The organism is Bacillus xiamenensis (genome assembly GCF_000300535.1).
Lineage (GTDB): Bacteria > Bacillota > Bacilli > Bacillales > Bacillaceae > Bacillus > Bacillus xiamenensis.
The window spans coordinates 23,269-47,415 of record NZ_AMSH01000004.1 but is presented as its reverse complement, the minus strand read 5'-3'; the positions used below and the strand labels follow the sequence as shown (position 1 = coordinate 47,415).

General features: G+C 44.2%; 22 protein-coding genes. 21 read left to right on the top strand and 1 reads right to left on the bottom strand.

The features are described from left to right. The first annotated feature begins 18 nt into the window (after positions 1–18). The 13 genes from isdC (at position 19) to cydC (ending at position 15,303) form a co-directional block, all read left to right on the top strand. A complete protein-coding gene (gene isdC / locus BA1_RS02775) occupies positions 19–675 on the top strand; it encodes a heme uptake protein IsdC (RefSeq protein WP_034738274.1) in 657 nt (218 codons plus the stop codon). A gap of 19 nt (positions 676–694) precedes the next feature. Continuing rightward, positions 695–2,476, top strand: coding sequence for an NEAT domain-containing protein (locus BA1_RS02770; RefSeq protein ID WP_008355502.1), 1,782 nt, complete (start codon positions 695–697; stop codon positions 2,474–2,476). Positions 2,477–2,553: 77 nt separating this feature from the next. Next, the gene (gene isdE, locus BA1_RS02765) at positions 2,554–3,441 is read left to right on the top strand and encodes a heme ABC transporter substrate-binding protein IsdE (RefSeq protein ID WP_008355500.1); all 888 of its coding nucleotides are present in this window, start codon (positions 2,554–2,556) and stop codon (positions 3,439–3,441) included. 33 nt (positions 3,442–3,474) lie between these two features. Further along, positions 3,475–4,461, top strand: coding sequence for a FecCD family ABC transporter permease (locus BA1_RS02760; RefSeq protein ID WP_008355498.1), 987 nt, complete (start codon positions 3,475–3,477; stop codon positions 4,459–4,461). Continuing rightward, positions 4,448–5,218, top strand: a complete 771-nt coding sequence (locus tag BA1_RS02755) for an ABC transporter ATP-binding protein (RefSeq protein ID WP_008355496.1) — start codon at positions 4,448–4,450, stop codon at positions 5,216–5,218. Before BA1_RS02760 ends, BA1_RS02755 begins: the two co-directional genes overlap by 14 nt. Positions 5,219–5,244: 26 nt before the next feature. Next, positions 5,245–5,997, top strand: a complete 753-nt coding sequence (gene srtB, locus BA1_RS02750; RefSeq protein WP_008355495.1) for a class B sortase — start codon at positions 5,245–5,247, stop codon at positions 5,995–5,997. An 18-nt stretch (positions 5,998–6,015) separates the two neighbouring features. After that, a complete protein-coding gene (locus tag BA1_RS02745; RefSeq protein ID WP_008355492.1) occupies positions 6,016–6,954 on the top strand; it encodes an ABC transporter substrate-binding protein in 939 nt (312 codons plus the stop codon). Next, positions 6,951–7,964 (top strand): FecCD family ABC transporter permease, encoded by a 1,014-nt coding sequence (locus tag BA1_RS02740; RefSeq protein ID WP_008355489.1) that lies wholly within the window; start codon positions 6,951–6,953, stop codon positions 7,962–7,964. Before BA1_RS02745 ends, BA1_RS02740 begins: the two co-directional genes overlap by 4 nt. A gap of 1 nt (position 7,965) precedes the next feature. Next, a complete protein-coding gene (gene isdG / locus BA1_RS19635; protein WP_008355488.1) occupies positions 7,966–9,087 on the top strand; it encodes a heme oxygenase in 1,122 nt (373 codons plus the stop codon). Positions 9,088–9,416: 329 nt separating this feature from the next. Further along, entirely contained in the window at positions 9,417–10,832 is a 1,416-nt protein-coding gene (locus BA1_RS02730) for a cytochrome ubiquinol oxidase subunit I (RefSeq protein WP_008355486.1), read from the top strand. After that, complete coding sequence (cydB, locus tag BA1_RS02725) at positions 10,819–11,835, top strand: cytochrome d ubiquinol oxidase subunit II (RefSeq protein ID WP_008355485.1); 1,017 nt, start codon at positions 10,819–10,821, stop codon at positions 11,833–11,835. The genes BA1_RS02730 and cydB overlap by 14 nt, the downstream gene beginning before the upstream one ends. Next, on the top strand, positions 11,835–13,571 hold the full coding sequence (cydD, locus tag BA1_RS02720) for a thiol reductant ABC exporter subunit CydD (protein ID WP_008355483.1): 1,737 nt from the start codon (positions 11,835–11,837) through the stop codon (positions 13,569–13,571). The genes cydB and cydD overlap by 1 nt, the downstream gene beginning before the upstream one ends. Beyond that, positions 13,561–15,303 (top strand): thiol reductant ABC exporter subunit CydC, encoded by a 1,743-nt coding sequence (gene cydC, locus BA1_RS02715; RefSeq protein ID WP_008355481.1) that lies wholly within the window; start codon positions 13,561–13,563, stop codon positions 15,301–15,303. Before cydD ends, cydC begins: the two co-directional genes overlap by 11 nt. 45 nt (positions 15,304–15,348) lie before the next feature. On the opposite strand, the gene BA1_RS02710 is transcribed toward cydC, so the two are convergent. Further along, positions 15,349–16,380, bottom strand: coding sequence for a pectate lyase family protein (locus BA1_RS02710; protein WP_034738258.1), 1,032 nt, complete (start codon positions 16,378–16,380; stop codon positions 15,349–15,351). Positions 16,381–16,870: 490 nt separating this feature from the next. Here BA1_RS02710 and sigY point away from each other — a divergent pair, with 490 nt between their 5' ends. From sigY to celB, 8 genes are all read left to right on the top strand, one after another. After that, complete coding sequence (sigY, locus tag BA1_RS02705) at positions 16,871–17,404, top strand: RNA polymerase sigma factor SigY (protein ID WP_008355476.1); 534 nt, start codon at positions 16,871–16,873, stop codon at positions 17,402–17,404. Beyond that, a complete protein-coding gene (locus tag BA1_RS02700) occupies positions 17,401–17,709 on the top strand; it encodes a YxlC family protein (protein ID WP_008355475.1) in 309 nt (102 codons plus the stop codon). Before sigY ends, BA1_RS02700 begins: the two co-directional genes overlap by 4 nt. Then, complete coding sequence (locus BA1_RS02695) at positions 17,709–17,918, top strand: hypothetical protein (RefSeq protein WP_008355473.1); 210 nt, start codon at positions 17,709–17,711, stop codon at positions 17,916–17,918. The genes BA1_RS02700 and BA1_RS02695 overlap by 1 nt, the downstream gene beginning before the upstream one ends. A 310-nt stretch (positions 17,919–18,228) precedes the next feature. Further along, the gene (gdhA, locus tag BA1_RS02690) at positions 18,229–19,599 is read left to right on the top strand and encodes an NADP-specific glutamate dehydrogenase (RefSeq protein ID WP_008355471.1); all 1,371 of its coding nucleotides are present in this window, start codon (positions 18,229–18,231) and stop codon (positions 19,597–19,599) included. Between the two features lie 83 nt (positions 19,600–19,682). Further along, positions 19,683–19,796, top strand: a complete 114-nt coding sequence (locus BA1_RS19350; RefSeq protein ID WP_008355469.1) for a hypothetical protein — start codon at positions 19,683–19,685, stop codon at positions 19,794–19,796. A gap of 598 nt (positions 19,797–20,394) precedes the next feature. After that, entirely contained in the window at positions 20,395–22,338 is a 1,944-nt protein-coding gene (locus tag BA1_RS02685; protein WP_008355467.1) for a BglG family transcription antiterminator, read from the top strand. A gap of 122 nt (positions 22,339–22,460) precedes the next feature. Beyond that, positions 22,461–22,766, top strand: coding sequence for a PTS sugar transporter subunit IIB (locus tag BA1_RS02680; protein WP_008355465.1), 306 nt, complete (start codon positions 22,461–22,463; stop codon positions 22,764–22,766). A 14-nt stretch (positions 22,767–22,780) separates the two neighbouring features. Beyond that, the gene (gene celB, locus BA1_RS02675) at positions 22,781–24,130 is read left to right on the top strand and encodes a PTS cellobiose transporter subunit IIC (protein ID WP_008355463.1); all 1,350 of its coding nucleotides are present in this window, start codon (positions 22,781–22,783) and stop codon (positions 24,128–24,130) included. The last annotated feature ends 17 nt before the right edge of the window (positions 24,131–24,147 follow it).

Genomic DNA, 24,147 nt, shown 5'->3' with positions numbered 1-24,147 from the left:
AGGGAGGAAATTCGTTTGATGAAAAAATGGATAAGAATGCCTGCCCTGATGGCTGCATGTTTACTGGCACTTATACTGCCCTTTTCAAACGCACAGGCTGCCTCGTTAAATGATGGTACATACTCCGTCAATTATACTGTGCTGAAGGCCGAAGGAAATGCGGTCTCTATGGCAAATGATTATTGGCTGAAGCCAGCAAAAGTGATCGTGAAAAATGGGAAACTGACTGTGCAAATGACCATTAAAAATAGCAGCTGGGTAACGGAATTTAAAGTGCCGGGAAATGGCGGCTATGTCGACACGACGGTTCTATCAACGAATAAAAAAGCCAACACAAGGCTCGTTCAATTCCAAGCGCAGAGCTTGTCTAAACCAATCAAGTCAAAAATTCATGTCACAGTGAAATCTGCTGATTACGATCACGACTATACCATCCAGCTGAAATTCGATGAAAGCAGCATCAAGTCACTTTCGTCGAACAGCTCGAACGAAACAGCTGGTGCAAAAAACAAGCATGCATCATCACAAGAAACAACAAAAAAATCTGATGCATCCACTGATACGAAACAAGAAGAAAATCCTCAAACTGGTGATACAAGCCAGATAGGATGGCTCCTTGTGCTCGTCCTATGCTCAGGCGGGTTTTTAGCGAGAAAGTGGATCATCAAGCATTGACGGAAGGAAGTGTCACCTTTTGAAACGTCTTTTTCATCTAAACGCAGCCATTCTGCTCGTCTTATTCAGTTTGTTGACTGCGTTTCAGCTGCCTCAAGGAACGGCTCAAGCGGCATCGCTGGCTGATGGTGAATATACAGCCGGATTCACTATTTTAAAAAATGGCAGCAGTGAAGCGTCCATGATGGATACCTATACAGAAAAGCCAGCTAAGTTGATTGTGGAAAACGGCAAAACGACAGCCTATGTCACACTAAAACAAAGCAAAGAAATCACAGATTTTAAGGTCGAACAAAATGGCACTCTCGTCACTACTGAAACGGTGAGTGAGGATGAAACAGCCAATACACGTGTGATCAAGTTTGATGTAGCCGATTTATCAGCGAAATTAAATGGCTGGGTCAAAATTTACTGGGATTTAGGCGGTTTTATTTATGACGAAGCGTATGACGTACAGCTTGTTTTCGATCCAAGCAGTCTCACACTTGTCACGCCTGCGAAACCAGACGACAGCGGCAACACGCCAGATGATCAAAACGGCACAACACCAGATGATAGCGAAACAACACCGGACGACAGCGGCACAACACCAGATGATAGCGAAACAACGCCGGATGATCAAAACGGTACAACGCCTGACGATCAATCGACAACACCTGATGATTCTGCACAAAATCAATTAAAAGATGGTGTGTATCGTATCAATTATAGTGTGCTCAAAGGAGATGAGGATGAGGCATCTCGGATGAACCAATACTTCTCACACCCTGCATCTTTAACCGTCAAAAATGGAAAGCAAACCATTTCCTTTACGGTGAAGGACCATACGTCTGTTGCTTCTTTGAAAACAGAGAAGAACGGTTCATATCAAGAAGTGAAGACTGTCAGCACAGATCAAGCGAAGAACACAAGAGTGGTCTCATTTGATGTAGCTGATCTGACAAAAGCGGTGAAAGGAAAAGTACACATTGTGGTAGCCGCCGCTCACTATGACCAAACGTACGATATTCGTTTTCAATTTGATTCAAATAGTATCGCTCCACTGAAGGACGGTGAGGTAGAAGAGGAGACACCAGCTTCTTCTGAAACACCAACACCAAATACACCAGCCGCAGAAACCACTAACGGCGGAGCCAATCAAGAGACTGCGCAGCTAAAAGATGGTGTATACAAGCTTCCTTTTTCAATAAAGAAAGCGGACAAGGATGAGCTGTCTCGAATGAACGATTACGTCGTGAGCCCTGCGACATTGGTGGTGAAAAATGACCGCTATTTCGTTTCATATACAGTGAAGAACAGCTCAGCCATCACGTCCTTCCAAATAGGGACTGGCGGGAAATATGCAGAGACACTTGTGGCAAAGACAGACCAAAAAGCAGATACACGAGTGATTCAATATGAAACAAAAAGTTTAAGCAGTGATCAGATGGCACGTGTGAAGATCGATATTCCAGCTGCGAATTACCATGAGCAATATGATGTCAAGCTTGTCTATGACACAAAAGGAATCGCACTTGGTGAAGGAAGCGGGATTGCGACGGTGATTGGAGACGATGAGGGTATCGGCTTTGTTAAAAATCCAAATGATCACGATTCTCAAACAAACCAGCTTGTGAATTTGGCACCAGAGGAAACGGGTGCAGAGCAAATGACATTTACTCCATCAGATGACCAAACCAAGTCTGAGACTGGACAGCTGAACCCGAAAACAGGAGATACCTCTCTTCTCTGGGTGTATCTTCTTTTATTCGGCGGCTCGTTATTCGTGCTCGTGAGAAAGTATCAAACTCGTACAAGATAAAATGATCTATTTTCAGTGAGATGCGCCATTCATCTTGGCGCATCCACGCTCTTTTTTCGAAAGGAGGCTTCTGTTTTTTGAAGCATCGAATGCTATGGACCTTGATCGCTGCTCTCAGCATGTACATGATCTTGTCAGGCTGTTCACAGTCAGCTGAAAGCTCAGCAAAAGGCAAAAAAAGTGCAGAATCAAGTGCACGCATTGTGGCAACGACTGTAGCTGCTGCAGAGATCATGGATGCCCTAGAGGTCGATCTTGCCGGGGTTCCAACAAGTCAAAAATCCTTGCCAGCTCGTTACAAAGGACTGCCAGAAGTCGGCAACCCAATGAGCCCGGACATGGAAATCATCCAATCACTTCAACCGACAGATGTCTTGTCTGTCACGACCCTTCAATACGATTTAGAGACACCTTTTCAACAAGCAGGTGTCCCTGCCACATACTTAAATCTTGAAAGTCTGGACAACATGGAGAAAGCCATCACAAAGCTTGGAGAAAAGTATGACAGACAGAAACAAGCCAAACGCATTGTGTCTGACTTTGAGCAAAAAAAGAAAGACATACAGGAGAGGACGAAGGGAAAGAGTAAACCGTCCGTTCTCATTTTGCTTGGTGTACCAGGCAGTTATTTAGTGGCAACAGAGAATTCATATATCGGTGATCTTGTGCGTATCGCAGGAGGAGAGAACATCGTCAAAGGTGAGAAGATGGAGTATTTGGCATCCAATACAGAGTATTTACAAAAAGCCAATCCAGATATCATTCTCCGGGCCGCCCATGGGATGCCAGATGAAGTCGTCCGTATGTTTGATCAAGAATTCAAAACAAATGATATATGGAAGCATTTTAACGCAGTCCAGCAAGGTCGAGTGTACGACCTAGAAGAAAGCTTATTCGGGACAACAGGGAATTTAAAAGCAGCAGAGGCATTAGAGGAATTGACCCGTATGTTGTATCCGTCATAAGCGGCGAATCTTAATGACAAAAGGACGTTCAAGATGAAAAAAACAGGGTTTTTGTTTCTGATAGTCAGTTTCTTATTGGTCGGCGTATTTATTTATTCCGCCATTACTGGGAGCATTCATGTCACTCCGATTGAATTATTGGAAGGGCTCATCACCGGTCAACATGCACAGGTAGAAATCATTAAAGATTTGAGAATCCCCCGCATGCTCATTGCAATGTTTACAGGGGCGGCTTTATCTGTCTCCGGTGTCCTGCTGCAGTCGGTTATGAGAAATCCGTTAGCGGATGCCGGCGTCATTGGCATTTCATCAGGAGCCAGCTTCTTTTCTTTAATGGCGATTACAGCGCTTCCTCAATTTTATTTCTACTCTCCTTTATTTTCGGTTTTAGGCGGGGCCATTGCATGTTTCCTCGTATACGTCCTGTCTTGGAAGGGCGGTTTAAGCCCGATCCGTATGATTTTGGTTGGGATCGCCATCAATGCCATGTTTACTGGGATGGCAGAGGCATTTGTCACCATTTGCAGCTATTTTAATATCACCATTAATCAGTCAGGACAGTCGAATCTCACGATGAAAACATGGGGAGATGTCCGTTTAATCGGCGTCTATGGTGTCGCCGGTCTTGTCGCTTCACTTTTCTTTAGCAGATGGTGTAACCTGCTCGCCCTTCAGGATAAGACAGCGAAAAATTTAGGATTGCGTGTGACCAGAATGCGCCTTTTGATTTCAGTGACGGCGGTGTTACTAGCAGCGGTGACAGCTGCAGTAGCGGGCGTGATTGCCTTTGTCGGGCTGCTCATTCCGCACATTTCAAGAAGGCTTGTCGGCTCGGATCATCGGGTGCTGATTCCATTTTCTGCATTAAGCGGGGCATTGCTCATTTTGACGGCTGATACGCTCGGCAGAACGCTTGTAGCGCCAAATGAAATCCCTGCTTCTACGATCATGGCTGTGATTGGCGGGCCGTTTCTGATCTTTTTATTAAGAAAGGGGGATCGTCTTCATGGACATTCGTGAGGTGTCATTCTCCTATGACCAGCAGAGAAACATCGTTCAATCGGTTACAACACGGATTGAAAAGGGGAAAATCACAACCATTATTGGTCCAAATGGCTCGGGAAAGTCCACGCTTCTTTCCTTGATGGCACATAATCATTGCCCAAATAAAGGGCAGATTTACTTAGACGGTCAAGAGCTGAATGCGTTCAAGCCAAAGGAGCTGGCGAGAAAGCTGGCTGTTGTTCATCAGCAAAATGAAGCGCCGCTTGATTTAACCATCGAACGGGTTGTGGCCTTCGGGAGAACGCCTTATCAGACGATGCGCGGCGGTGACAAGGAAAAGGATGAGAAAGCCATTGAGTGGGCGCTGGCCTGTACAAAGCTGACGGAAAAGCGAAAGGTGCCGCTCGCCTCATTGTCAGGCGGAGAGCGGCAGCGTGTATGGATTGCGATGGCTCTGGCGCAAAAAACACCGATCCTATTCTTAGATGAACCGACGACCTATTTGGATATTTACTATCAATTTGACATTCTTGAACTCATTCGAGAGCTCAATGTCGTGCATGGATTAACGATTGTCATGGTGCTGCATGACATGAATCAGGCTGTTCGCTACAGCGACGTCATCATTGCGATGAAGGATGGACAGATCATCAGTGAAGGAAAGCCAAACGATGTGTTAACAGAAGAGATGGTGCGTCACATTTATCACGTGTCCGTCACAATTAGACAGGACGCAGAAACAGGGATGTACATCGTACCTGTTGGGATATAAGTTGTGCAAAAAGCAGGTGAAACAGTATGAAACGAGGAAAGCGGCTCGGTCAGCGGATGCTGACGATCGTCTGTTTAGGTGTATTCATTTATAGCGGTACAGCCATCGGTTTCGAGATCTTCGGTTATTACCAAAATCGTCAGGTACTTGCAAAGGCTCAGACGCTGTACACACAAGAGAATGAAATGAATAAACAGCGGAAACCAGGAGAAATCCGTCAGTCATTTGATGACCTGCGAAAGGTGAATCAAGACATTGTCGGCTGGATCAATATGAAGGACACGATGATTCAGTATCCAATTGTACAATCTCGCGATAATGCATTCTACTTAACTCGCAATTATGTAAAGGACAACACCCGGGCAGGCAGTATCTTTATGGATTATCGGAATGACGTCTTGCATGAAAGCCCAAATACAGTGGTGTATGGCCACCGGATGCGGGATGGATCCATGTTCGCTGGACTCACAAACTATTTAAAAAAAGATTTTTTCCAAGAGCACCGGACATTTCAGTACGATACGCTGTATCAAAGCTATGAAGCAGAGATTTTTGCTGTGTATGAAACAACGGTCGACTTCGATTATATTCAGACTGATTTTCAGGATCTTGGCGAATATGCGCACTACTTAAAAGCGGTGCGTAAGAAGTCTATTTACAAAACAAAGACAGACGTGTCCACGGATGACTTGATCCTCACCCTATCAACCTGTGATCATGTACTGGCACCTAAAAACAGACGTCTCGTGGTACAAGCGAAGCTAAAGAAAGTTTACTAGAAAAGGAGAGACAGACGGTTGAAATGTTTACATGTGATCTTGGCAGGACTCGTCCTGATGCTTCTCCTTGGCGGGTGCAGTCAGGCAGCACCCGTCGAAAAAGGGAGCGGGCAAGGAGCACTGAAGATAAAGGATTTTTCCGGAAGGACGTTGTCGTTTCATGAGTCACCTCAACGTATTGTCTCATTGTCGACTGGCGATATGAGCATCATTTATGCCTTAGGTGGTGAGGTCGTCGGCCGGCCTACTGCCGAATTGCCAGAGAGTCTACAAAAGGCAAAATCCGTACAAACGATCGGCACAACACATCAATTTGATGTAGAGCTGATCACTAGTTTAACGCCCGATGTGGTGCTTGGGAATGAATCATTAAATAAAAAGGACATCTCGACTATAGAAGGAATTGGTTCACAGCTTCTTTTGACAAGTGCCAATTCGGTGAAGGATATCCAGCGTCAGATTACGTTATTCGGAGATTTGCTCGGGAAGCAGCAAAAGGCCCAAGCACTCAATGATCAAATCAATCAGCGGATAAAGCAAGTGAAGCAGCCACAGAAAAAAGTAAAAACACTCGTTGTATACGGTGCACCCGGCACATATATGGCGGCACTTCCACAATCTTTAAGCGGTGATCTGCTGCATATCGCTGGTGGTGTGAACATTGCCGAGAATGAACCGGCGCTCGAAAAATTCCCGCAATACGCACAAATCAATGCAGAAAAGGTGATCGAAGCTGACCCGGATCTCATTTTGCTCATGACACATAGCAACCCCGAAGACGTCAAAGCAGGCTTTATGAGTGAGATGAAGCAGAATGCGGCGTGGCATGATGTGACAGCTGTCAAAAATGGACACGTTGAGATTCTGCCAAACGATCTATTTGGGACGAATCCAGGCGCAGAAGTGATCAGAGCGATTGATGAATTAGAGAAGAAATTGAAGCGATTATCATCATGAAAATGAATCCAGAGCTAGATTTTAAAAAAAGGCAGTCTAGACGCAAGTGGCTGTTACCGGGACTGTTTCTCTCTTTATGTGTAGGTGCATGTCTAGGGCTTGCATTAGGTTCTGTGCAATTGTCGATGACGGATGTAATCGCTGTTTTGATGGGATCAGGCCAGCCTGTTCATGAAAAAATCGTGATGGATTTACGTCTGCCACGTGTCCTCATTGGTTTCATCGTCGGTGCTTGTCTTGCGGCATCAGGGGCCATTTTACAAGGAGTCGTTCGAAATCCTCTGGCTGACCCTGGCATCATTGGTGTGACTGCTGGCGGCGGGTTAGCTGCTGTACTCAGCATGATTGTTTTGCCGCAATTCACGTATTTGCTTCCAGCCGCTGCCTTTCTTGGCGCTTTATTAGCCGCACTTGTTGTGTATATGCTGTCATTTGACCAAGGGGTTTCACCGCTTAAATTGATATTGGCGGGCGTCGCAGTCAATGCCCTGCTTGGTGCAGTGATGAACGGGTTTATGGTGCTCTATAGTGAACGTGTGCAGGCCGTTCTGCCCTTTTTATCAGGAGGATTAAACGGTCGGAGCTGGCATCATCTTAGCTTTGTGTCGCCATATGCGCTCGCTGGATTGTGTCTTTGCTTTTTTGCGATCAAGCCGTCAAATCTTCTCTTGCTTGGTGATGAGTCGGCTCAGCTCTTGGGCCTTAAAGTAGAGCGGACCCGCTTTTTCTTAATTGCGCTGGCGGCACTTTTAGCTGGAGCGGCTGTAAGCGTGAGCGGTTTAATTGGGTTTGTCGGGCTGGTCGTTCCTCATTTTATCCGCCTTTTGATTGGAGATGACTACCGGTATTTGCTGCCGATGTCGATGCTGGGCGGAGGCGTACTTGTGGTCTTTGCCGATACAGCGGCACGGGTCTGGTTTACACCGGTTGAATTGCCTGTAGGTATATTACTAGCCTGCATCGGTGCACCTTTCTTCCTCTATTTATTAAAAAAGAAAGGGAGGGGTTAAGTTGGATGTCATTGCAATGGATGATGTGAGTCTCCGTCAAGGGGGCTTTCGGCTGTCTTCCATTTCAGCAGCTGTTCCAAAGGGAAGCGTGACTGGAATCATTGGACCAAATGGGTCAGGGAAGTCGACTTTTATCAAAGCGGCCGCACGTCTCACGTCAATTGAAAGCGGCATGATTTACATTCATGACATACCGCAAAAGGAGATGACGGCGCAGGAGATCGCAAAGGAGATCGCCGTTCTCATGCAGACAAGAACAGCCATCCCATCTATGACAGTACGTGAGCTGGTCGCACTTGGACGCAGTCCGCATCGTTCAATTTGGAAAAAGAGTTCGAAGTCAGATCATGAAGCGGTTGAGTGGGCGCTTGAGGTGACGAATAGCCGCAGCAATGAAAACAGGATGCTGCATACATTGTCAGGCGGAGAAAGGCAAAAGGCGTACATTGCGATGGCGCTCGCTCAGAAGACCGATACCATCATTCTGGATGAGCCCACAACGTATTTAGATATTGCCCATCAGCTTGAATTACTGGAGCTGCTCAAACAGCTGAATCAGAAGCATGGGATCACCATTTTAATGGTTCTTCATGACCTGCAGCAGGCAGCAAAATATTGTGACCGCCTCATTGCCATGAAGCGTGGTCAGGTGCATCAAATAGGCTTACCAAAAGAAGTGTTAACAGAAGACTTTTTCAAGGATGTTTTTGGGATTCAGGCAGAGGTTCACTTGGACGGTGAGCATCCGCTTATTATTCCAATTGCTTCGATCAAACAACAAAAGGGAGATGAAAATAACATGATCATTGTAAACAACCAAGTAAGAGTAGAAAAGGGCAGTGCAGACCACCTCGTCAAGCGGTTTAACAAGCAGGGACAAGTAGAATTCATGGAAGGGTTTTTAGGCATGGAAGTGTGGGTCACACAGCAGACAACTGATTACGATGAAGTGACCATTCATACCCGCTGGAATCGAAAAGAAGACTTTGTGAACTGGACAAAATCCCAAGCGTTTGGTGATGCTCACGCTCATGGAAAAGCAAGACCTGAAGGGCTATTAAAAAACAAGATTACGTACTATGAAGTGCAAGTGACAAGACCAGCTTTACAGAAAAAAGCCTAAATAAAATGACAGCGCTGCGGATGATATGCAGCGCTATTTATTTGCGCTTTTTTCTTTCTGTCACATATTTTTGACAAAGTATTCAAATAACTGACACAATACCATCCAATTTTTAGGTAAAATTTACTTTATTTTTGAAGCGCATGGGTGTAAAGTACAGGTATAAATAACTAACCGAATGAAAAACAAGAGTAAAAATTCACCGGATGAACCAACTCAAATAGACTATTACTTGTGAATGTTTGAACAAATGGTGAACTTTATGTGAAGTAGTGAGCATAAATATCTCAAATCATTCGGTAGGCGAAAGTAAGGGAGGATGTAAGGCTGTGAGCGAACTGTTTTTAGCAAGATTTCAATTTGCCTCAACGACATTATTTCATTTTATTTTTGTTCCTATGTCCATCGGTTTGGTGTTTATCGTCGCATTGATGCAGACCCTTTATGTGGTGAAGAAAAAAGACATCTATAAAAAGATGGCGAAATTTTGGGGTCACCTTTTCTTAATTAACTTTGCAGTAGGTGTCGTGACAGGTATTTTGCAAGAATTCCAGTTTGGAATGAACTGGTCTGACTATTCAAGGTTTGTCGGTGATGTCTTTGGTGCGCCACTTGCCATCGAGGCGCTTTTGGCCTTTTTCCTTGAATCAACCTTTATTGGCCTTTGGATATTCGGCTGGGATCGCCTGCCGAAAAAAATTCATTTATTGTGTATTTGGCTTGTTTCTCTTGGTACGATCTTTTCGGCGTTTTGGATTTTACTCGCCAACTCATTCATGCAGGAGCCAGTCGGATTTGTGATTAAAAATGGACGTGCAGAAATGAATGATTTTGGTGCGCTTGTGACGAATCCGCAGCTCTGGGTAGAGTTCCCGCACGTTCTGTTTGGTGCACTGGCAACAGGTGCTTTCTTTATTGCAGGGGTAAGTGCCTATAAAATGATCAAAAAACAAGAGATCGCCTTTTTCAAAAAATCATTCCAGATTGCCATGGTACTCGCGCTTATTTCTGGCTTAGGTGTAGCATTCTCTGGACATGACCAAGCGAAGCATCTCATGGAATCACAGCCGATGAAGATGGCAGCAAGTGAAGCGCTGTGGAAGGATAGTGGAGATCCCGCCGCTTGGACATTATTTGCCAACATTGATACCGATAAAAAAGAAAACTCCAGTGAAATCAATATTCCATTTGCTTTAAGTTACTTAGCTTATCAGAAATTCAGCGGAGATGTTCCAGGGATGCTGACGCTTCAAAAAGAATATGAAGCAAAGTTTGGCCTAGGAGACTACATTCCTCCAGTGAAAACAACGTTCTGGAGCTTTAGAGTCATGGTTGGTGCCGGAATGCTGATGATTTTTGCTAGTATGATTGGTTTGTATTTGAGCTTTAGAAAAAAACTTGAATCAAACAAATGGTATTTACGCTTGATGGTTTGGATGATTGCGTTCCCGTTTATTGCGAACTCAGCCGGCTGGATCATGACTGAAATCGGGCGTCAGCCGTGGACCGTCTTTGGTATGATGACGACTGCTCAATCAATTTCACCAAACGTATCATACGGCATGCTGTTATTCTCAGTGATTAGCTTTACGACCATTTATCTGATTCTTGCCATTGTGCTTGCTTACTTATTCATTCGAGAAATTAAAAAAGGGGCACATTCTGAAGAGGATACAGATCATAAGGATGAAACGGACCTGTCTACAGATCCATTTGATGGAGGCGCATATCATGGCTTATCTTAACGAGATTTGGTTTATTCTTGTCGCAGTATTGTTTGTTGGGTTTTTCTTCTTAGAAGGCTTTGACTTTGGTGTAGGAATGTCCATGCAGCTGCTTGGAAAGGATGCTCACGAGCGCCGCATTTTAATCAATACGATTGGTCCTTTCTGGGATGCGAATGAGGTCTGGCTCATTACAGCTGGAGGTGCTATATTCGCTGCTTTTCCTCACTGGTATGCCACAATGTTCAGTGGATACTATATTCCGTTTGCGGTTCTGTTATTAGCGCTCATTGGGCGGGGAGTCGCCTTTGAATTTCGAGGAAAGGTTGAAAAAGCATCCTGGATCAAAACCTGGGATTGGGTCATCTTCTTTGGCAGTCTGATTCCGCCATTTTTGCTCGGTGTGTTATTCACAAGTATTTTACGAGGCATGCCAATTGATCAAAGCATGAATATGTACGCAGGTTTCACAGACTTTGTGAATCTTTATTCAGTCATCGGCGGGGTGGCGGTGACGGTTCTTTGCCTTCTGCATGGATTGATTTTTGTCACACTCCGAACAGAGGGTGATTTAAGAAATCGTGCAAGAAAGCTCGCTCGGCGTGTCTTATTGATTGCACTCCCAGTTCTTGTTGTATTTGTCGGTGTGTCAATCATTGAAACAGACATTTATACAGTGCGCCCGATCATCACCATTCCGTTAACTGTACTGATTGTGGTTTGTTATCTAGCGGCTCTTGCCTTTATGAGGAAAGAGCGTGATGGCTGGACGTTCTTGTTCACAGGTGCAGGTATTATGGTGACGGTGACAATGCTTTTCACCGCATTGTTCCCACGTGTGATGATTAGTTCAATCAACCATGCGTTTGACCTCACCATTCAAAACGCTGCATCAGGATCGTATTCACTAACGGTCATGACGATTGTAGCCATTTCTTTGCTGCCTTTTGTGCTTGGGTATCAAATTTGGAGCTACTATGTCTTCCGTAAACGTGTAAGCGGTAAGGAGCCAATGACCTACTAATGGATAAACGTTTGCTTCAATTAAAGGGAATGAGAGGGCTGCTTGCCCTCTTAGGTATTGTGTCACTCATCCAAGGAGCAAGTATCATTTTCCAAGCACAGTGGCTGGCACATGCCATAACAACGCTGTTTGACGGGAAAAGCCTCACGCAGGCAACGCCATATGTTTTGCTGTTTCTTGCTGCCTTTCTGGTTCGGCACGGTCTCACCTTCATTCGGGAGAAGGTCATGTTTACCTACTCCTCCCGAATTGGAGCAGACGTCAGAAAGCAGCTGTTAGACCAGCTCTTTCGGTTAGGTCCAGCCTTCACCAAGAAAAAAGGAACAGGAAAGCTTGTGACATTAGCGATGGAGGGAATTGCCCAATATCGTCAGTATTTACAGCTGTTTTTGCCAAAAATGGTGAACATGGCTGTGATTCCGGTGATGGTCCTTGTCTATGTTTGGACATTAGATGAAACATCTGCTGTCATTTTGATTGTGACGCTGCCGATTTTAATTGTTTTTATGATTTTGCTAGGTCTTGTCGCTCAGCGTAAAGCGGCCAAACAATGGAGATCGTATGAGAAATTATCCAATCATTTTACTGATTCCCTCCGTGGTCTTGAAACGCTTCGCTACTTAGGTATTAGCAAAAAGCACTCTCGCAATATCGCGGAGGTCTCAAAGCGATATCGAAAGGCGACCATGAGTACGCTAAAGGTCGCATTTCTTTCATCGTTTGCCCTCGATTTCTTTTCCATGCTGTCCATTGCGACCGTCGCTGTATTTCTTGGCTTGCGACTAATTGAAGGAGACCTTCTGTTATTGCCGGCTTTGACAGCACTGATGCTTGCTCCGGAATACTTCCTGCCAGTACGTGAGGTGGGAAATGATTATCATGCGACGTTAAATGGAAAAGAAGCAAATGAAGCCATTCAGGTCATTTTAGACGAAAAAGGCTTCCGCACGCAGGAGACACAATCTGTGAAGCTGAACGAGTGGAATGACCAATCTGAACTCACACTGCAAGATGTATGTGTCCTGCATGATGAACAAGCCCCTTATTCAATTCAGGATGTGAACCTCACTGTTAAAGGGAAGAAAAAGATTGGTATCATTGGTGCCAGCGGTTCAGGTAAATCGACGTTAACAGATGTCCTCGGCGGTTTTGTTGAACCGTCTTCAGGTCAAATCTTGCTAAACGGCCAGCCGCTTGCTCATTTACAGCTGAAGGCGTGGCAAAAGGAAGTCGTTTATATGCCGCAGCATCCTTATTTGTTTCACATGACATTACGAGAAAACATTCGTTTTTATGAGCCGCATGCAACAGATGAAGAAGTCGAAAGAGCTGTGCAGAAGGCAGGCTTATCTCAGCTCGCAACGGAGCTGGCAAATGGGCTGGATGAGGTCATTGGTGAACAGGGAAGGGGGCTGAGCGGCGGACAGGCGCAGCGGATTGCGCTTGCTCGGACTGTGCTGGGGCAGCGGTCAATCATGCTGTTAGATGAACCAACGGCACATCTGGACATTGAGACAGAGTATGAATTGAAGAAAACGATGCTTCCGCTGTTTGAAGATAAACTTGTGTTTTTGGCCACACACAGGCTTCATTGGATGCCGGATATGGATGAAATCATTGTCATGGATCATGGTACCATTGCAGAAATGGGTACTCATGAATCATTAATGGAAAGAAAAGGTGTGTACTATCAATTGGTACAGGAGCAAATGGGGGCGGTCACACATGGTCAGTAAAGGCTGGTTTATACCTTATATCAAGGAGAATCAAAAGCTGTTTGCCTTGGTACTTTTTTTAGGGGCCATTGCGGTGTTCTCTGCTTCAATGCTCATGTATACTTCAGGATTTTTGATTTCAAAAGCTGCCACAAGACCCGAGAATATCTTGATGGTCTATGTCCCAATCGTGGCAGTACGTACCTTTGGTATTTCACGCTCAGCTGCTCGTTATGCAGAAAGACTGGCGAGCCACCAGCTCATTTTGACGATGATTGAAAAAATGCGGGTGCGTCTATATGACATGGCTGAACGAAGTGCCAAACAGACAAAGCTGGGTACAGGTGAAATGCTTGGGCTTTTGTCAGAAGATGTGGAGAGATTACAGGATGCGTATTTAAAAACCATCTTTCCATCCATCGGTGCGCTGCTTTTATATGCAGGATCGATTGGAGCACTTGGCCTTTTCTCATGGCCTTTTGCTGGATTGATGCTGCTCTATATGGCACTGCTTGTATTTGTTTTCCCGTATGTCACAGTGCTTGTGAACCGGGCAAGGCAAATTCAAATGAAAAAAGGCAGAAATGAACTGTACAGCCATTTAACAGATGCCGTTATGGGCGTCAGTGACTGGTTGTTTAGCGGGAGGCAGAACGATTTTGTTGACGGGTATGAACAGAAAGAAGCGAAGCTGTTAACACTCGAAGCAGCCAAGCATCGGTTTATCCGTCTGCGCCAATTTTTTTCGCAGCTGATCATTGGAGGAGCAGTCGTCCTTGTCGTGTATTGGAGCGGCTCGGTCGTTCAGTCAGGTTCCATGTCACATACACTCATCGCGGCCTTTGTACTTGTGCTCTTTCCGTTAACAGAAGCCTTTCTTCCGCTGTCAGATGCAGCAGGAGATATTCCTGTTTACCAGCATGCCGTCAGTAGGTTACATCATTATGAAAAGCAGTCATACGAAGGATTAGCGGAGAGGGAGACAGCAGATGAGACACCAGTCTCTCATGATGAAGCGGTCCGTTTTGATCATGTAGTCTTTGGATATGAGGCAAATCAGCATGTACTGAAAAACCTCACGTTTTCCCTTAAACAAGGAGAAACCCTCGCCCTCTTAGGAAAAAGCGGTGCAGGGAAATCGACCATTTTAAAATTGATAGAAGGGGCAGTCATGCCAAATCAAGGTGTTGTCAGCATTCTGGGGAAACCAGTTCAGGGCGTTCAATGGAATATGTCAGATGATGTGTCTGTCCTCAATCAACAGCCCTATTTATTCGATACGTCTGTTTTGAACAATATCCGCTTAGGCGCTACAGACGCAACAGAAGAACAGGTAAAAGAAGCGGCGAGACAGGTGCAGCTGCACGATTACATTGAATCGTTACCAGAAGGCTATCACACAGGGGTACAGGAGACAGGGGTTCGTTTCTCAGGTGGTGAAAGACAGCGGATGGCGTTAGCTCGGATTTTGCTGCAAAATACACCGATTGTGGTATTGGATGAGCCAACTGTCGGACTGGATCCGCGCACAGAGTCTGAATTGCTTGACACGATATTTCGTGTATTAAAGGGCAAGACGGTGATTTGGATTACCCATCACCTGACTGGGTGTGAGGCGTGTGACCGTATCATGTTTATTGAAGATGGTCGCATTGAGATGCAGGGCAAGCACCAGGATTTATTGAGAGAAAACCTGCGTTATCAAAAGTTGTATGAGATGGACCGTCCATTTTCTACAGTGTCAATCAAATGAATGACAAGAACGTTCGGACAGATGGCTGTCCGAACGTTTTGTGTATTAAGGGTTTACTTTTCCTACACCCGCATTTGATACAACTTCTGATTTCACATTGTTCACGTTAAGCAAAGAGTAGTTATAAGGAGGGTTGTACGTACCTGTTGAAGACGTTGGCAGACTGCCTGTGCTGTTAATGTAAGAGTTGTTGATGACATGCCATGTACCGACTTGACGGCTGTCCCAGCTGCCGATGGCATTGTTTGTATTTTCAAATACGTTATGCTCAATTCTCATTTTCGCGCCCATACGAGAGTTAATCGCTGTTGTATGGATGCCTTTGTAATAGTTGTTATACACATGACCTTCCCCGTAGCGCATAGACGGTACACGAGAGTTCAAGTTTTCGAAACGGTTGTTGTGGAAAGTGATTTTTCGGTTGTAGTTATCGTTATCGGAGCTGCCCATGAGCATCGTTTTCCAGCTGTCATGTACGTAGTTCCATGAGAACGTAATGTAATCAGAGTCATTTTTTACATCAAATAAACCATCATAATCATCTTTATCAGAGTTTAACGTGTTGTAAAGTTCATTATGATCGACCCATACGTTTTTAGAAGCGCCTTCGATGCCGATCGCATCCTTATCACCAATTTTGCTGTGGTGGATTTTCAAGTTACGGATGATAATGTTATTGGCGCGCCAAACTTTAATGCCAATCCCGTTAAATTCGCCATTCGTGCCTTTACCGACGATGGAGACATTGTTTGTATCTTTCACATCAATTTTATTGGCCGATGTATTAGAAGGGGTAATCTTTCCGTCTACAACAATTTTTAACTTCTCATTTGTTCCTTTACTTTTGAGGGCAGCTAATAGTTCATTTCCAGTTTTCACTGTCACCGTTTTACCGCCTTCACCGCCTGTTGTGCCACCATTTAGAGTAGCAAATCCTTGCTGATTAAAATTGGCCATAATTGAAGGGCTTTCTGGATATTTGGTTGCTGCTTGTGCCTCCCCATTTGGTGCAAATAATGAAGTCACGAGGCCAACCGCTAACACACCAGCTAACATTGGAATTTTTTTCTTCAACATGAACATCTCCATTCTATATTTTGTTTTAATGTAAACGTTTCCAAAATAAGCTGCGATTGAAACACTCCTCCTTCTTTCGCCAGCATCGCCTCTTTCGGAATGTAGGACGAGCATAGCATGCGAAAAGGTATCATCGGCTAAGAATAGGATCAATAGATTTCATGATTTTCTAGGAAACTAAGGCGATGATTATTTCATTTTCATCTAAATGAGACAAGGATCATTGACGATAGGTATTGGGATGACATAGGGATTATGGGAAAGAGACGTTCCATTCTATGGAAAATCATGATGATTACGAAAACGTCATTCTGTTAGGGACAAAGCAATGTCATAATCATTACATAAGAAAAAATTGGATATAAAATGGGTCATTGATCGGATTATTAGGGAGAAAAGGTTCCATTTTGAAAAAATAGAGTTCATTTTAAACGATGTGATCAGCAGTGTCGTCTGATAAATAAGCGTAGAAAAGAAAGGAGGGACGTGTTTGGAGCAGACAGAGGAGACCTTATTGATTGAGCGGGCAAAACAGGGAGATGATGTTGCATTTACCGCTCTTTATCGGCATCACTACTCGTTTCTTTATCGTTATCTGATGAAGCTCACCCTTCAGCAAGAGCAGACAGAGGAAATGATGCAAGAGACGATGCTGAAAGCATATATGAAACTTTCTTCTTTTAGAGGAGATTCCTTATTTTCAACATGGCTCGTTTCTATTGCAACTAGACAATTTTTAGATCACCAGAAGAAAAGAAAACGTGAACAAACGAGAGAAGGGAAGGCGAATCAAGAGGCGATACGCCGTTTCAAATGGGACGTTCAGCAAAGGGGGCATACATGGCATGAGATATGGGATGTTTTAAATGAATTGAAGGTTCAGGAGAGAGTACCGATCATTCTGCATTATTATAATGGCTATACGTACCCCGAAATTGCTTCGATGCTTGGTATGAGAGAAGGCACTGTGAAATCAAGGGTTCATCATGGGGTAAAGAAAATTCGAAAGGAGTGGTTCAAATGAAGGAAGATCGTTTCGCCGAGCATTTGAAAGAGGAGTTACAGCAGCTAGATGAACAGATTGAAGTAGAAAAGCCGAGTGAACAGGCTGTGATGCGGATGCTAAAGCAGGGAAAGGAAAAAGAGAAAAGACGCTTGAAACAAGAAATGATGGCGTACATTATCATCAGCCTCACCATACTTACACTTTTTGCAGCTGCCATTACTCAATTGCCCATGATCTTCATATGTCTCCAAGTAGTAAGTGTGCCGCTCTGCGTCATAGTAGGCATCAAGGAATATCATCACATCAAAGGAGGGTCTTTCTAATGAGTCAGACGGAAATAATCATCTTATTATGCGTATTGCCGTTATTGTTTGCACAGGGATTTCTTTTATTTATGGATGCGAAGAAAAGAGGGCGTTATAAGTGGTTCTGGGGCATTGTCGGTTTGTTGAACTTCCCATCTTCTTCTATTTTATATTGGCTCTGTGTCGTATTACCTGATCGAAGATGCGGGAAGCTTCGCAAAGATTGAGCCTCCCTGATAAAACTTTTGGCCTTTTTTTCAAATAAAAATCATCTAGAAAGAAAGAGGAATTCAACAATCTGTCAAAGAAAGCGGGACATAGTAAGTCCAATTCATCATTTCTAGCACGATCGTCATTCTTTGTGCAGGCATTTTTCAAGACGAAAGATGAGACTGCTTGATCTATCTCAATTCGGCATCATTTTCATCTGTTATCAATATTGATCAGATTTTACAAATGGTGTTAAATTAGTCTCAATATGCGTTAGAAAATCTGACAATCAAAAATGTGAGATATTTACAAGGAGGCAGATGAGACATGTTGACCTTAGATCGAGCAGCACAAACAGCACAAAGCTACATCCATCGTGTACTAGAGGATGTAGAAAAAAGAAATCCAGGCGAGGCGGAATTCCAGCAAGCTGTAAAAGAAATTCTGGAATCACTCGTTCCGGTTTTTGCAAAGCATCCAGAGTATGAAAAACTGGGGATTTTAGAACGATTAATTGAGCCTGAGCGGCTTGTTGTGTTTCGTGTACCGTGGGTAGATGATGAAGGCAAAGTGCAAGTGAATAGAGGGTTTAGGGTTCAATTCAATAGTGCGATTGGTCCTTACAAAGGAGGCATTCGTTTCCATCCATCGGTCAATGCAAGCATCATCAAGTTTTTAGGGTTTGAACAAATCTTTAAAAACGCATTGACTGGTTTGCCGATCGGCGGAGGAAAAGGAGGATCAGATTTTGATCCAAAAGGGAAGTCTGATGGAGAAATCATGCGTTTTGTTCAAAGCTTTACGAGTGAACTCAGCCGTTATATTGGACCAGATCAAGATGTGCCAGCAGGGGATATTGGTGTAGGTGCACGCGAGATTGGCTATATGTTCGGCCAGTACAAAAAAATGCGTGGTGCGTATGAAGCGGGTGTCCTTACAGGGAAAAGTCCTGGATTCGGAGGCAGCTTAGCCAGAAAAGAAGCGACGGGCTATGGACTGGTGTACTTTATGGAAGAAATGTTAAAAGCACATGGACTGCAATTTGAAGGCATGTCGGTTGTTGTGTCTGGCTCAGGGAATGTGTCAATTTATGCCATGGAAAAAGTATTGGAATTAGGCGGAAAGGTCGTTGCTTGTAGTGATTCAAGCGGAGTCATTTACGATCCTCAAGGCATTTCACTTGAGACAGTGAAGCAGCTGAAGGAAGTCGACAACCAGCGGATTGGGGCTTACATAAACACTCACCCGCACGCTGAGTTAATTGAAGATTGTGAACAAATATGGTCTGTCCCTTGTGACATTGCGCTGCCATGTGCGACACAAAATGAAATTTCAGAGACGCAAGCACAGCAGCTGGTGGCAAACGGTGTCATCGCTGTAGGAGAAGGAGCTAATATGCCATCCACTCTTGAGGCGGTCAAAGTATTTGAACAACATGATATTCTGTTTGCACCTGCAAAAGCGGCGAATGCTGGCGGTGTCGGTGTTTCAGCATTAGAAATGGCGCAGAATAGTGCGAGGTTGTCGTGGACGTTTGAAGAAGTAGATGGTCAGTTGAAACAAATGATGCAGTCGATTTATCGTCAGTGTACCGAGACAGCTGAAGAATACGGTCACTCTGGGAACTTAATGGCAGGCGCAAATATTGCAGGATTTCGCAAAGTCGCAGATGCCATGATCGCACAAGGCGTCATTTAATTCCTGCTCTCCCGCACCTGTTTATTTCGTGACAAGATGGGGAATTGTCTTGTAAGAATGACAATAAGGAGGCGCGGGAGAAAATGAAAAAATGGCTGAAACAAATGGTCAAATGGGCTCCAGTGATTTATCCAGTGGTGAGGAAAATATATAAAGAACGAAAAGCATCAAAAAGTCGTAACATATCAGCCGGATAATCCGGCTTTTTTTATGAAATCAATTGAACAAAAAAGAGGCTGTTTGAATGATTGATTTTACATCTCTCTCCGTTCAGTACATAACAAATGAAAATGAAAAAAGCTTTTTAAACGATCCCGCTTCGTTCCGCACTTGATCAGCTAGTTCTCAGAGTATGCCTATTTAGCAGTGAGTACGATGTAAAAGGGAATGGACGGAAGTAAAGCTGTCGAAAAAGAAGCGGAAGCGTGAATTGAAACACGAAGGACTTATGAGATGCGATTGCCTCTGTGTACGGAAAAAAGCAGGGAAACCGTTCAAAGCCATTTGATCATGCAACCGGTACACATGACCAAAGATGACAACTGACTTCCTCATAAAAAAGGCGGATACACGAAGGTGTAACGCCTTTTTCATGATGTTTACAGCAGCCTCTTAGAAGGAGATTCATAGGTCATTAGATATGGTTGATTGTATAAATAGGGGCAATTGTCATATAAATGAGTTGGCAATTTTTATTTCTTTTCAGTAGAATATGAGTAATGAAGAGAACTGCAAGCGTATACAACCTGTCCAGACAAGGCAGATTCTCCACCCTTAATGAAGGAGGCCGATCTGATGCTGAGTAAAAGACTGGCGCATATTTTAAGTCAGCTGATGGCAGCTGAGACTCCTCTCACCAGCGCTGCGCTTTCTGTCAGCTTACAAGTAACAAGCCGCACCATCCGTACAGACATCAAGGAACTGAATGACCGCCTTGCCCCTTATCACGCGAATGTATCAGCTGTTAGAGGAGCTGGTTATGAGCTGCTGATCAAAGATGAGAATGCCTTTCGCCGTTTTATGAAGGAAGAGGTTGAACAGGAAGAGCCTCTGGCCGTTTTACCGGAGGAACGTGTTCGATTTATTTTAAAGAAGCTGCTTCTAGCAGAATCGTATGTGAAGCTAGAGGACTTACAGGAGCAGCTGTTTATTAGTAAATCGACGATGAGTAACGACATGAAATGGGTCAAACGCAAGCTTGAGCCCTTTGATCTGAAACTGGAAGCAAAGCCGAATAAAGGATGCAGAATTAAAGGGTCTGAGATGAAAATCCGCTATTGCATGTCAGAATATTTGTTCAACGAACGCCGTTCCTATCAAACGATGCTGAATACAGCCATCACCATTTTGCCAAAACATGAGCTGGAATTGATTCAGAAAACAATGATTGATTATATCAACGAGGAAAGAATGAATCTATCAGACATTTGCATGAATAATTTAATAGTTCATGTTGCCATTGCCTGTAAACGGATTAGACACGGAAACTATGTATCTGTGCTGCCAGAGGAAATCAATGAAATCCCGAGGGCAAAGGAATACAAGGTCGCCAAAAAAATGGTTGAGCGTCTTGAAGGACTGCTTGATGTCTCATTTCCAAAAGAGGAAGTTGTCTATATTGCCATTCATTTGTTAGGAACAGCCAAAATGGTACAGTCTTTTTCATCGAGCGGTCAAAAACAAATTGTCGATGACGACACGAGCCGTCTTGTTCAGCTTATGCTGAAAGCCATTGACCAAAAGTTACAGCTCGATTTAGCGGATGATGCGGAATTACTGATTGGGCTCAGTCTGCATTTAAAGCCAGCAATGAACAGGTGTAAATATGGAATGAACTTAAGAAATCCGATGCTTGATGAGATAAAAGCAGGCTATCCAATCGCCTTTGAAGCTGGAATTATTGCGAGCAGGGTCATTGAAAAAGAGGCGGGTTTGTCCATTCATGAGAATGAAATCGGATATATGGCGCTTCATTTTGGTGCTGCCTTAGAGCGTAGAAAAATGGAGATACCGCCGAAGCGATGTCTCATTGTCTGTGCATCTGGCGCAGGAAGTGCAAGACTATTGCAGGATCGGCTGCAGTCACAATTTGGATCAAAACTGACCATTTTAGGAACAGCAGAGCTCTACTCACTTCCGCACGTCTCTTTACATGCTTTGGATTTAATTATCACGACCATCCCCATTCAGATGGAATTACCGATTCCAGTCATTCAAGTAAACACGATTTTAGGAGGCAGCGACTTTTTAAAAATTGAGGAAGCCTTGACGAGTGAAACGAGAGTGACACTAGCCTCTCAATATATGAAAAAGGAATTGGTTTTTACAAAATGCGCCTTTCAAACAAAGGAAGAGGTGGTAACATTTCTCACGCAGAAAGTCATTGAGCTGGGGTTAGCGCCAGTAGAACTGACACAATCTGTGATGGAAAGAGAAGAGGCTGCACCTACCTCATTTGGGCATTACACAGCCATTCCGCATCCGATGACGCCGCTGACAGACGAAACGTTCTGGGCGATCTGTACATTAGAAAAACCGATCATTTGGGGAGAGAAAAAAGTTCAATTTGTCTGCTTGCTTTGTGTCGAAAAAGAGAATGTCAAAGACTTAAAAGGCATGTACCGGCTGCTGGGAGAGCTTGTGCATCATGTGAAATTCATTCAGCACCTCATCGCCTGTGATACCTTTGAAGACATGCTGGATGTGATGTATAAAAAAGTTCCTTCGTACAAGAACTAAAGGTGTGATCTTAACTTTTTCCGCTTCCTAAAGGAAAAAGTATAGGTGTTTATGAAAGCGGTTTCATAATATGATGAATGTGTAAAGAAAAGCTTCATACTTCGAAAAGGGGGCGTTTACACATGAACATCTTATTGGTTTGCGCAGCAGGTATGTCAACAAGCTTACTTGTCACCAAAATGGAGAAAAGTGCACAAGAACAAGGAAAAGACTATCGTATTTGGGCGGTATCTGGAGATGCTGCAAAAAGTCATATTGATCAAGCCGATGTGCTTTTATTGGGACCGCAGGTTCGATATTTATTACCACAAATGAAAAAGCTCGGAGAAGAAAAAGGAATACCAGTAGACGTCATTAATACCGTGCATTATGGTGTTTGTAATGGCGCCGAAGTTCTAAAATCTGCTGAACAGTTAGTGAACGGATAAGGGGGGCGGAAGGGATGAATGGATTCAACCGATTTCTAGAAGAGAAGGTTATGCCGTTTGCAGGAAAGATTGCCGCTCAAAGACATTTACAAGCATTGCGTGACGGAATTGTTTTAACAATGCCTCTCATTATTGTCGGTTCACTGTTTCTTATTTTAGCCAACCTTCCAATTCCGGGATACAGCGATTTTATGGCAAGTATCTTTGGAGACGAGTGGGCCACGAAACTATCTTATCCAGTGAATGCAACCTTTGACATTATGGCACTTGTTGCAACCTTTGGGATTGCGTACAGGCTTGCGGAAAAGTATGCGGTTGATGCACTGTCATCTGGTGCGATCGCTGTTGCGGCTTTCCTTTTAGCCACACCATATCAAGTACCGTTCACACCTGAAGGCTCAACAGAAGCCATTCTAGTGAATGGCGGCATTCCTGTCTCACTCATGGGCAGTAAAGGGTTATTCGTCGCCATGATTATTGCCATGCTTTCAACCGAAATTTACCGTTTTATTGTACAGCGAAATATCGTCATTAAAATGCCTGATGGTGTACCGCCAGCAGTCAGTAAATCGTTTATCGCACTTATTCCAGGTTTTGTGGTCATCACGCTGATCTGGGTCGCTAGACTTTTGATCGAGATGACACCTTTTGAGAGTATTCATAATATCATCACGGTCTTAATTGGCACACCGCTCTCCATTCTTGGCGGAAGCTTAGGTGGAAGTATCGTTGCCATGGGTGTACAAATGCTCCTCTGGGCATGTGGTATTCACGGAGCCACGATTGTCGGAGGCGTCATGGGACCGATTTGGCTCGGGGCGATGGATGAAAACCGTCTTGCATTCCAAGCAGGAGAAGTGCTGCCGAATATTTTCACAGCGCAGTTCTTTGAAATCTTCATCAACGTCGGCGGAAGCGGCGCGACGCTTGCTTTGGTGCTGACGATGATCTTGCGTGCGAGAAGTAAACAAATGAAACAGCTAGGACGTCTTGCCATTGGGCCAGCCATTTTTAACATCAACGAACCGATCATTTTTGGAATGCCAATTGTGATGAACCCAATGCTTCTCATTCCGTTTATCCTCACGCCAATCTTGATGATTGTCACCACATATATCGGAATGAGCACAGGACTTGTGGCAAAACCGGCAGGAATCGCTGTTCCATGGACTATGCCGCCAATCATTTCAGGCTATCTCGCAACAGGCGGGAAAATCTCTGGCGCTGTCATGCAGCTGATCAACCTTGCATTATCATTTGTTCTATACTACCCATTCTTTAGAATGTGGGATAAGCAGAAATTGAAAGAAGAAAATGAGCTGGAAACAAAAGCATCAGCGGATGAAAATGTCGCCAGCATGTAATAAAGGGAACTAGGGGG

Bases quoted from the DNA above. Each gene is read 5' to 3' on its own strand.
- BA1_RS02740 (WP_008355489.1), top strand. From the start codon at position 6,951: ATGAAAATGAATCCAGAGCTAGATTTTAAAAAAAGGCAGTCTAGACGC.
- srtB (WP_008355495.1), top strand. From the start codon at position 5,245: ATGAAACGAGGAAAGCGGCTCGGTCAGCGGATGCTGACGATCGTCTGT.
- BA1_RS02710 (WP_034738258.1), bottom strand. From the start codon at position 16,380: ATGTTGAAGAAAAAAATTCCAATGTTAGCTGGTGTGTTAGCGGTTGGC.
- cydC (WP_008355481.1), top strand. From the start codon at position 13,561: ATGGTCAGTAAAGGCTGGTTTATACCTTATATCAAGGAGAATCAAAAG.
- BA1_RS02695 (WP_008355473.1), top strand. From the start codon at position 17,709: ATGAGTCAGACGGAAATAATCATCTTATTATGCGTATTGCCGTTATTG.
- gdhA (WP_008355471.1), top strand. From the start codon at position 18,229: ATGTTGACCTTAGATCGAGCAGCACAAACAGCACAAAGCTACATCCAT.
- BA1_RS02760 (WP_008355498.1), top strand. From the start codon at position 3,475: ATGAAAAAAACAGGGTTTTTGTTTCTGATAGTCAGTTTCTTATTGGTC.
- BA1_RS02685 (WP_008355467.1), top strand. From the start codon at position 20,395: ATGCTGAGTAAAAGACTGGCGCATATTTTAAGTCAGCTGATGGCAGCT.
- cydB (WP_008355485.1), top strand. From the start codon at position 10,819: ATGGCTTATCTTAACGAGATTTGGTTTATTCTTGTCGCAGTATTGTTT.
- BA1_RS19350 (WP_008355469.1), top strand. From the start codon at position 19,683: ATGAAAAAATGGCTGAAACAAATGGTCAAATGGGCTCCAGTGATTTAT.
- celB (WP_008355463.1), top strand. From the start codon at position 22,781: ATGAATGGATTCAACCGATTTCTAGAAGAGAAGGTTATGCCGTTTGCA.
- BA1_RS02755 (WP_008355496.1), top strand. From the start codon at position 4,448: ATGGACATTCGTGAGGTGTCATTCTCCTATGACCAGCAGAGAAACATC.
- BA1_RS02700 (WP_008355475.1), top strand. From the start codon at position 17,401: ATGAAGGAAGATCGTTTCGCCGAGCATTTGAAAGAGGAGTTACAGCAG.
- isdC (WP_034738274.1), top strand. From the start codon at position 19: ATGAAAAAATGGATAAGAATGCCTGCCCTGATGGCTGCATGTTTACTG.
- cydD (WP_008355483.1), top strand. From the start codon at position 11,835: ATGGATAAACGTTTGCTTCAATTAAAGGGAATGAGAGGGCTGCTTGCC.
- BA1_RS02680 (WP_008355465.1), top strand. From the start codon at position 22,461: ATGAACATCTTATTGGTTTGCGCAGCAGGTATGTCAACAAGCTTACTT.